Here is a 10,357-nt window from a genome sequence, read left to right on the forward strand (position 1 = left end):
ATAGAGTGATTGCGTATAGAGTGATTGCGTCGTAATTTGTTTTTTTTGTTGAATTAGTTGGAAATCAATGAGATTGGATTTTCAATTTATAAATTTATGTTTTTTTAATTCATTGCATTTTGAATATAAACTAATAAATTAAAATTCACTTTTAATGTTATGATAATATTTGTATTTTATAGATTTTAATTATTATGCGTTATATTAATTTTTACCAATTTTATATCAATTACGAGTAATGGAGTGATTAGTTTTGGAAATTTTGAAAGAGATTTTGGGCTTTTTGGCAAGTCCAGGAGGAGTAGTTATTATTATAGCTATTTTTGTTTTTATTATAATACTTGTATTTAAAAAACCTTTGGAATCTTTTTTTAGAACTCTAATTAAGGTTAAGTTTAAAGGATTAGAAATGGAAGCGACTGGAGAATCTTTAAAAAGCAATGATAATAATCATAATTCTTTAATTCAATCGGAGAGTGTTAAGATTGAAAGAATGGAAGCTGATATTAATCAATCTGCTGTAGAAGTTTCTGCAGCTACTTCAGAGGACGATGACTCGGGGAAAGTATATCTAAATAAATTAATTGAAGTTTTTAAGACTAAGGATAAAACAAAGTTAAATACGATTTATCAGGACTTTATGAAAAATGAATCAAATAAAATTTCTAAAATAAAGTTGGAAGCTTTTTATTATTCTTTTTTATATAAACTGGGTGAAGATGTAATAGATTGTTATGTTGAAATTGAAAAAAGAGCAGTTAATACGGAAGCTTATCCAAATGTAATGTTAATATTTGCTCATTCTTTTGCAGATATGAATGATTATGATCGTGCGAAGAATTATATAAAAAAAGGAATACAAAGTGCAGATTATCCTAATGATATTCTTGTTAGTTCATTTATAAAATTAGCTGGAATTTATTTTGAATTAGGAGAATCTACAAAGGCATTTGATCTTTTATTGAATGAAATTAGCAAAAGTGACTTAAGTGATGAAAATAGGTTTCAATACTACCATTATCTATCAAGTTTATATAATAAGAATAATAATATAGATTTACATATTTATGCTTTAGAAAAAGCAATGAAAATTAAACCTAATCATACGGGTATTTTATTTTCCCTGGCTTATGCTTATAGCAAAATAAATCGTCAGGAACTGGCAATTTATTATTATGAAATATTGATGTTAATAGATGATAAAGATGCTTCAGTAATAAATAATTTAGGTGTTGCATATGAGGAATTAGATATGAATTATGAAAGTATACGTTTTTATGAAAAGGCTTCTAATCTTGGAAATACATTAGCTTCTGCCAATTTAGCTTATAGATATATGGATATTGGATTTATTGATTTGGCTGAAAAGATTCTTGAAAATGCCAAAGAAGAAGAAAATGTTCATGAAAATGTAAATAAAGCATTGTTAGAAGTACAAAAGATAAAAAAAGAAGAAACAGATAATAAAAATAAAAAGATGGAACAGGCTAAAAGACTTAAAGAGTTTTATAATAAATTAGCTAATGCAAGATTTGAAAAGTTTGTAATAACACCTAAGATTTTTGAGGGTACTTGGATATTTAGTGATGATGAATCTATTCCAGAAATAATTGTAGATAATCATCAAATTAGTATTATTTTTGAAAAAAGAAAGTTAGTTGGAGAGTTTGTTAATAGATATATTTCGTTTGATTTATATGATAAGAAATATTCTATAACGTCTAAAGAGTATAAGTTTGAAAAAGTAGATAAAGTGCTGGGTTATATTGATTCTGATGGATGTAAAATTCATATGTTAGAGTATAAAGATCATATTAGTAAAATTGATATTTTGGAAAAAAATAAGCATGAATTCGAATGTGAAGAAAAGGCTGAAGAGTTAAAATAGAAAAACTAGTTTAAATAACGCTTTAATAATTATAAATCAATATACGAAATACCATTTTTAAGTACGTCTAGAAGTTATTCTAGACGTTTTTTTAGTTTTGTATAAAAACAATAATTGGGAGAAGAAAAGTAATGGATAAAGTGTCAATGGTAAGCGGACTGTAATGGATCGGCGGTTTGTGCTGATCTATTACAGGAGCATTAAGGAATTGACACGTGCAGCTGATTCTTCACCCTCTTGGCATTTCCTCAAAACGAACCGTTTTGGGGATGCCAACCGGCGAGGGAGCCCCTCAAGGATTGAGGGGTTGGGGAGTTCGATTGATGGGGTCAAGGGGAAGAGTTCCCCTTGTAGGTTCGGACAAAGTCCGAGGTCTTTTAGCCAGGCAAGGCATGGCTTGGCGGAGCCAGCGAGCGTCGCAGACCCCTATTAATTTTGATACATAGTGTCAAAATAAGTATAGGGTTACGTCAATTGACACAATTTCGTCGCCTTGCTAGACTTATTGTATCAATCAATCTAGGGGAAGTGGTGGCACTTTATGTTGTTCTCTATCTCATTTAATCAATCTCACCAAAGTTCATTAAGCCATAATAACAGAGAAAACATTTATGGGAATCCTGGCATCGATCTATCCAGGTTAGACGAGAATATCTACCTTGTTCAAAAGGATATCCGAAGTGTATACAAGGATGTCTTTCAAGAAGCGGTGGACAAGTATAATGAGAAGCAAAAACGAAATGACCGTAAGATTCAGGACTACTATGACAAAATACATAAAAATGAAAAGACACATGAGCAACGAGAATTAGTTGTAGCGGTTGGAGAGGGTAAAGATGACCCAAATTATAGGGAAGCTAAAAAAGAAGCGTTAAAACAGTATGCGGAGGCGTTTCAAGGGCGAAATCCAAATCTAGCAGTCTATAACATGGTTTTACATGATGATGAAGCAAATCCGCATTTACATATTAACTATGTACCGAATTTCGAAAGTAGTCGAGGATTAACGAGGCGTGTCGGAATGGATAGAGCCTTGCAACAACAAGGCGTACAAGGAAAAGGGACGGAGTTAATTGCGAATTGGAGACAATTAGAAACAGCTTATATTGAATCTTTGGCTAAAGAACAAATTCCGAATTTTGAACGTGCCAATGTAGGTTCACATAAGTATATGAAAGTTCGTCAGTACAAGGAATATGCCGAGGCAGTTTCTAACATAGAGAATCAAATTACCGAGATAAGCAAGCGATTGCCCAATAACAAAATTACACTAAAAACTAAAAAGAAAGAGATCAAGACGGAGATAAAACCAAAATTAATTGGTAAACCCGAAATCATTGAGAAAGAAACCGGCAATTATGTTGTTTCTCCAAAGCAACTCGAAAAAGTAGAAGAATTGATAACCGCAGCAGTCACTGTAAAAAAAGATTATGAGCGTTTGCAGAATACGGATCTGGTAAAAGAAAATAAGGAATTGAATTGCCAAGTTGATAGTTTGTATGATTCTTTAAAAGAATCTCAAAAGATAAATCTAGAGTTGAGAGAGGAAAATAGAAAATTAAATACTGAAATAGGCTCATTAAAAGCTCACATAAAGGATTTGAAGGAGAATATAAGAGTTTTGTATCAACAGACGAAAAAAGCTTTTAAAGAGAAATTCAAGGCGTTTAGAGGGGTTATTAAAAATGAATTGGATAGCAAGGGAATAGATAATCAATTTGAACGTGAACATAAGAGACAAATAAGCAAACATCGGGATTTTGATAGGGAAAGATAGGATTGATAATGATGAAAGCATTGAATTGTATGAGTTTGAAGAAGAAAAAGAGGATTGAATGTTGTGCTTTTGTAAGAGATGGAAAGCTTTAACAAGGTGTTTCATGTTATTATAGAGAAAGACGTATAAACGAGAAAAACCGCTCTAGCTTTGGTCGGCGAGACGGTTTTTCGTAATAAGGTTGGAATCAACCAATATATATTCTATATACATTCTAACATATAAAAGTTGATTCCTTCCACTAAGGGAGAGAATTATTTTATGACAAAAGTTGTAGATTTTGGACAAGCTGAAAAAAAAGCGAAAATAAGAGATCGTAAGATTGATAGTATTTATGACCAGTTGCTAGCAGGTGGCTATTCAGAAGAAGAGAAAGCAATGCTTTTGCAGTTATTAAGTAAGGCGACTGGTGGGGAAGAATATTTCATTGGTAAAAAGAAAAAGCCTACGGATAGGGTGAAGTTTGTGCAAATGATTACGGATAATTATAATTACTTAGCAAAAATAAACTATCTTACAAATGCTGAAAAGGCTTTTTTAATGGATTTAGTACCTTATGTAGAATTTAAAACGAATATTCTTGTAGAACGAGCAAATGAAGAAAATGAATTTGATTCAGATAATGCTACTCCTAGTTATTTAGCAAAAGAATTAAAGAGAGATCGTTCAAGGGTTTCAATGATGATGAATTCTTTAATGGAAAAAGGAGTATTGGCGGTTGCGGAATCTGGAATGACTACAGAAGATGGACGTATTTGTACGAGTCGTACATGGTTTATAAATCCTAATATTATGTGTTGCTCTCCAAAAGATGGAGTAGACAAAGCTACACAAAGAATTTTTAAGAAGTCTCTTAAAAATTTTGTTGCTGAAGATGGAAAAAAACATAAATTACCGGTTTATTTATTTTAGGAATGAAAAAAAGATGTCATTGACATCTTTTTTTTTGTGTGTTTTCCCATTTTTTAGGTGTTGCTTTTTTGCAACACAGGTGTTGCTTTTTTGCAACACCCTATGCCTTATAAAGCCTTGATATTACTGGGTTTTGTTACTTTGCTCTTCTCACTCTTATATATAGGGCTAAAAGTTCCGCAAGGAACGGGTTGTATTTTTGAGAAAATCACTCAAAAATCTCCACCCTCAATATCAAAAAGTCGGTTCGTTAATCCTCACCTAAAGGCTATCGCCTTCTCTTTTTGATATTGTTCTTGCAAAACTTTTTTCGGCGGGTTTTTAGCTTTCGCCAAGCCGAACAGACCAAAAACGGGATTAAGTTGCTCGACTTGGATCAGCAATTATACCCGCCGAACCGCTAGTTCTATCGATTTAAATAATAAGCTTATTTCATATTCAGTTACGTTAAGTTCCTGGGGGCTAGCCCCCAAACCCCCAGCCAGCACTCACACCCAAAAACAAGGGGGAAACCTCTTTTAGGGGTACCTCCACATTGCTATCAAGCTAAGAAATACAAATATCCTGAAAACGAGCTAACTTCTCATGGATAACTGTGCAATGACCATTTTTATGGCTTATTCAATTATTTCTTACAAGATTTAGGGGGCGAGTTGAAAACGGATTGATTTTAGTGTAAAATTACACTAAATAAAACATTTGTTACTTTTGGAGGGGAGAAAGTGAATAAGGAGCTTACAATTGAACTCATTTCAACGAAAATAAAGTTAATACGTACTGAAAAAGGATATACACAGGATAAAATGGCTGAAGTTCTCGGTATTTCAAAAAAAACGCTTGTTCAAATTGAGAAAGGGAGAACGAATGCAGGTTGGACCAACACCGTTGCTATTTGTGCATTGTTTAGGGATAGTGAGGTTTTACAGTCTTCTCTTGGGGATGATCCATTAGTAGTAATCGAAACAATGGCCCACAATAGAACTAGCAACTTCAAAGAAAAAACATTGGGAGGAAAAGTCTGGTGGAAACAGATTCAAGAAAAAGGGAACTTTCGTTTACAACAAAATCTGATTAGTCAGCATTATCGTATTTTAGACAAACATGATTATCGTTGGTTTAATTCGTTTGATCAAGAAGAAGCACTAGATCAACTTAATAAATTAGCAACAGATTCAGAAAATCAAATAACCCCTTAAAACTACAATGAGCGAAAATAAATAGGAGGAAATTACATATGATCATCTTGAGTCTTCTTTGGATTCTCTATGTACCTTATCTTGTATTGTGCGGTTTTGTCGGGGGGATTTATCTAATTATTACTGGTGTTAAATATCACAAATTACTAGCCAGTGTAATGGGATTACTCAGCGTTTTTTTTGTCGTACTGCCTTATGTTTTTTGGGGTATTGGGGTTGATGGAGATAAATATCTTCCCATTCCAACCGAACTATACTGGATTTTATTTTCTTTAACTGGGCTACTAGCGGCATTCATTGGATTACGGTCAAAACTTAAAGGTATACGCAATATGGGATTTATTATTTTTACTAGTGGAATAGTAGGCGATCTTTTCTATTATTTAATGTCTGTACCTGATTCAATGTATATCAGATAGTTTTTACTAAACTCAACTCATCTACTACTATATGGGGTACCTCCACATCACTATCAAGTTAAAATTTTATAGTATCCCCAGAACGAAATTTTGTGCTAACTTCTAACAAAAAACTTATTTTTTGGGAGAGGATTTTAAATTCTTAAGTTGATGGGCATGGGGTACCGCCAGCATTTCAGAAAATAACCACGCTAAGCCAAAAATACAATAAGCTGTCCATACGGACAGCTTATTTACATAATTATCGTTATTGGAAGTAAATAGATGTAGTTTGTTTAACATTAGTTATTTACTAGTTGAATAACAGAAATTTGTTCTTAGTCTGGTAACTCTAAGAATTCTTCTAGATGTTTCCTAAGTTCAATTTGAATGTCTTTTTCTGATTCATCAATAAGTTCCCCAATTACTTTGCTTCCAGGGAGATTTATCGAAACTGGGAGACCAAAAAAATGACGATTACATTCCCAAATTGGTATCGTATAAAAATCAATCATATCCCCTTGTGCATCAGTCACTCCCAGTAATATTGAGGATTTATAACCTATTTCAAAGGTATCCTTTTTACTTTTTTCAAGCTCAATAAAAAGCTCCATATCCTTTTTAATAAATAAAGGGGCGTAGTTTTGTAGTAATAGAACAGAAACATTTCTAAGTTTTTGTTCTATGTTAACTATCTTTTCTTTCAAATCTAACGTAAATTCTTTTTCCTTATAGTTCATCTATAAACCACCTTATTAGAGGGATAAATATTATATAATTAAAGTTTATATTTTCTTTATGACTAATAAATATCCTTTTTGAAGAACAATGAATACCATATTCATATAAGGTTAACATAACGTCTCATTATCGGTAGCAAATAGTTTGCAAGAATCCTTGTATTTACAAGGATTCTTGTTTTCATGTCTATTTATCTCATATACAGAATTTTATACATTGTTGATATAGCGAGGATCTTGGGGATACAAGCTATTCTTTTTTTGCATAAAATCTTGTATATAGAAAAAAGATTTTGATGTTAGTATCGAGAAGTAATACATATCGGTGGTAAAATCGGAATGTATTTCGATTTTAAATCGTTTTTAAAATCGGTTTTTATATCGGTTGCAAGTGTATTCCGATTTTGATTGAAATGTTGATTTAATCGTGTTTTATGAGTAAAAAACGTATTCCGTTTTTAGAGGAGGAATGAAAATTGGAACTAAAATCGGAAATGCATACACCGAAAATCGTTGCGGATCTTTTAGGGATGACACCCGATTTATTAAAAGTATGGTCAAACGAATTTAACATACAAACGGAGCGAAGCCAGGGAGGACATCGTAGATACTCGAAGGGAAATATAGAAGAATTAAAAGCAATAAAGGAAAAAATACAGGTACAAAAATGGTCTTATGATCAGGTTAGAGCATGGCGAAACGGAGAACTTGATTCGTTTGTTTCAAAAGAAGAAAAATCAGAATTAGAAAAGAAATTGGATGAAGTATTAGAAAATCAGCAATTACAAAATCAGTTTAATCAAGCGCTTGTTCAAAAATTACAGGAGATTACGAATGAATTAGTTACAACCAAAGAGCATTTAGTTAATACAGAGAAAAAGTTAACAGAAGTAGAGAGTAAAAACAGCGAATTAGAAGTTTTTATAGAGAAGAAGTTAGAGAAGCGGGATCAGCTATTGCTTGAAAACATTAGAGATATGCAGAAGGAAAATCGGAAACGAAATCGGAAAGGCTTTTTCGGTTTGTTTAAAAGTTAAATGTGGTGGCTATTCTTTGTAGTGTTCTAATGTCGGAAAAAGAGGAATAGAAATATAGCATACATAGAATAAGGGAATGCAGTATAGATCAGTCTACAAGCATTCCCTTGCTATTATTATGTTATGTTTTTAATAGAATAGATTCTATTTTAGAGACATTTTCTTATTTGTGTATTTAATTTTTTGTTTTTTCTTCTATGAATACTTCTACTATATCGGTTGCTTCTTCTGGAATTATATTTTGTATTTCTTCTGGAAGTAAGTGTTTGGCTGTTTGTGTTATTGCTTTTGTAGTTTCAGGATTATTTTTTATAAATTTATTTGTTGTGGTTACAAATCTAGTAAACCAATTCTTTTTAGTCAATTTTTGCATTTGAACTTTCAAAAATTCTATTTCTTCAAATAGATTTTTTACTTCTCTTTTTAGTGATTGCTTTTCGGCTATTTCTGATTTTAATTTTTCTTCAATTGATTTTTTGAATTCTTCTAATTTTTCTTCTAGACTTTGTGTTTCTTCTGATGAAAATTGTTCATCAGGATCTAATTCTTTTTCTTTAAAATATGATTCGACTTTATCTTTTAACTTTTCTATTTCAGATTGATTATGAATTACAGCTTTAGCTAAAGGTGTTGAAGTAAATTCGCCTTCAAGTCTTTCAACCCATTCTTCAATTCCATTAAAATAATCATCTTCACTAGAAAATAGTACTTTTTGAGTTTTCATAACTTTACCTGGGCTAAATTCGCAATTAAAATCTAGTCTATGGCTAAGAGAGGCTTTAAAGTAATAACTTTCATCATATGTATAATAGATATTTATTATTTTTGGGTTAGTATCTTTTTCAGGTAGTATTATTTTGAAATCTTCTTCATTTATAAATGAATTTCTTGATAATGAATCGGTAAGTTGTTTAATAAATAAATTACTCAGCATAAAATAATCCCCTTTTGTTATATTTTTAATATTAGAATACAACAAAAGGGGATTATATTGGGGTTAAATGTAAAACTTATCTAGTATGTTATCTTTTTCTTCTTTATTAATTCCAATATAGTTCAGTGTAATTTGTGGTGTGCTATGGTTGAGTATTTCTTGTAACATAGCGACATCTTTTGTTTGTTTATAAAACCAATAACCGAAGGTTTTGCGCATGGTGTGAGTTCCGATGGACTCTATACCGGCAAAATCTCCGGCTTTTTGCAATTTTCGATATGCTTGGATCTTGCTAATGGGTCGTTCTCCTTTTCTTGAAGGGAATAACCAAGTACTTTCTAGTGTTTGGGAATATGAATAGACTTCATCAAAAATAGAAGTAAGGTTAATCATGCGTTCTTTCTTTGTTTTTCCTTCTTTGATTTTAAATTCTTTTCTCTTTTTTCGTTTTAGTTTTACTATGGTTTGTGTTTCAAGTTGGAGTAGATCGCTAACACGTAATCCGGTATGGATGCCGATTAGAAAAAGAATATAGTCTCTTTCTGAACAATGACGTTTAAGAGCCCATTTCATATCTTGGATCTGTTCTTTGCTACGGATGGGTTGGACATCAATGAGATGTGGTTTTTTGTTCATGGATTTTCGACCTCTTTATTTACAGTGTTTTGAATGTATACTTTTGTTATATAAATTGAGGATATCAGGGGATTCGGTGAGAAGTCAATGTTTAAGGGGAAATGAATGTAAACTAATAATAAAAAGTTTACTTTCAAATTAGAAGAGGTTATCCCCTGGTTTCACCCCAGCTATTGCATTCACACTTAAAAACAAGAGTGAATAACTCAATAAACAGATGAACGGAATATACTTAAACCACTAATAATTAAAAAAACTTTTTTACATAACGAATTGCCCCCCCCGCAGAAAATTACGAGGGGTCAATTTTTTCAAAGAGTATTCAAGAAAATTGGTTATATCTTATTCGGGGTAGTACCAGCAAAACGCGGTAAACATACGTTAAGACAAATATTATAAATAGCCGTAACCAAAAACGAAGGTTTATGGTTAAAAAAGCCTTAGCGTATGTTGGTAGAATCCCTTTATTGAATGTATTAATTTAAGAGAAAAGAAGCTTATAATTATATTTGACATTTTATATAAGGTTCGCACACTTTTTTAAAAGAAGTGTGTGAACTAATTAAAAAAGAAGCCTGGATCTAGGCTTCTTTTTTTGTAGAAACATAGAGTGATTGCGTCGTAATTTGTTTTTTTTGTTGAATTAGTTGGAAATCAATGAGATTGGATTTTCAATTTATAAATTTATGTTTTTTTAATTCATTGCATTTTGAATATAAACTAATAAATTAAAATTCACTTTTAATGTTATGATAATATTTGTATTTTATAGATTTTAATTATTATGCGTTATATTAATTTTTACCAATTTTATATCAATTACGAGTAATGGAGTGATT

At 31.5% G+C, this 10,357-nt stretch carries 9 protein-coding genes; 6 read left to right on the top strand and 3 right to left on the bottom strand.

The features are described from left to right. The first annotated feature begins 253 nt into the window (after positions 1-253). From AC1DTM_RS12585 to AC1DTM_RS12605, 5 genes are all read left to right on the top strand, one after another. Positions 254-1,888: a tetratricopeptide repeat protein gene (locus AC1DTM_RS12585; RefSeq protein ID WP_477000286.1), complete on the top strand. Its 1,635-nt coding sequence runs from the start codon at positions 254-256 to the stop codon at positions 1,886-1,888. 541 nt (positions 1,889-2,429) lie between these two features. Beyond that, positions 2,430-3,665, top strand: coding sequence for a plasmid recombination protein (locus tag AC1DTM_RS12590; protein WP_477000287.1), 1,236 nt, complete (start codon positions 2,430-2,432; stop codon positions 3,663-3,665). 261 nt (positions 3,666-3,926) lie between these two features. Next, positions 3,927-4,577, top strand: coding sequence for a MarR family transcriptional regulator (locus AC1DTM_RS12595; RefSeq protein WP_002035308.1), 651 nt, complete (start codon positions 3,927-3,929; stop codon positions 4,575-4,577). Between the two features lie 722 nt (positions 4,578-5,299). Next, a complete protein-coding gene (locus tag AC1DTM_RS12600; RefSeq protein WP_002188105.1) occupies positions 5,300-5,773 on the top strand; it encodes a helix-turn-helix transcriptional regulator in 474 nt (157 codons plus the stop codon). 38 nt (positions 5,774-5,811) lie between these two features. Then, positions 5,812-6,192: a hypothetical protein gene (locus AC1DTM_RS12605; RefSeq protein ID WP_002188104.1), complete on the top strand. Its 381-nt coding sequence runs from the start codon at positions 5,812-5,814 to the stop codon at positions 6,190-6,192. Between the two features lie 317 nt (positions 6,193-6,509). Here AC1DTM_RS12605 and AC1DTM_RS12610 read toward each other — a convergent pair whose 3' ends face one another. After that, positions 6,510-6,911, bottom strand: coding sequence for a hypothetical protein (locus tag AC1DTM_RS12610; protein ID WP_061674068.1), 402 nt, complete (start codon positions 6,909-6,911; stop codon positions 6,510-6,512). 476 nt (positions 6,912-7,387) lie between these two features. On the opposite strand from AC1DTM_RS12610, the gene AC1DTM_RS12615 reads away from it, so the two are divergent. After that, complete coding sequence (locus AC1DTM_RS12615; protein WP_477000288.1) at positions 7,388-7,948, top strand: MerR family transcriptional regulator; 561 nt, start codon at positions 7,388-7,390, stop codon at positions 7,946-7,948. Between the two features lie 175 nt (positions 7,949-8,123). Here the strand turns inward: AC1DTM_RS12615 and AC1DTM_RS12620 are convergent, their stop codons facing one another. Beyond that, a complete protein-coding gene (locus AC1DTM_RS12620; RefSeq protein ID WP_477000289.1) occupies positions 8,124-8,882 on the bottom strand; it encodes a hypothetical protein in 759 nt (252 codons plus the stop codon). A gap of 63 nt (positions 8,883-8,945) precedes the next feature. After that, positions 8,946-9,518: a tyrosine-type recombinase/integrase gene (locus tag AC1DTM_RS12625; RefSeq protein WP_477000290.1), complete on the bottom strand. Its 573-nt coding sequence runs from the start codon at positions 9,516-9,518 to the stop codon at positions 8,946-8,948. Positions 9,519-10,357 lie beyond the last annotated feature (839 nt).

The organism is Bacillus sp. P4_D3, assembly GCF_056401855.1.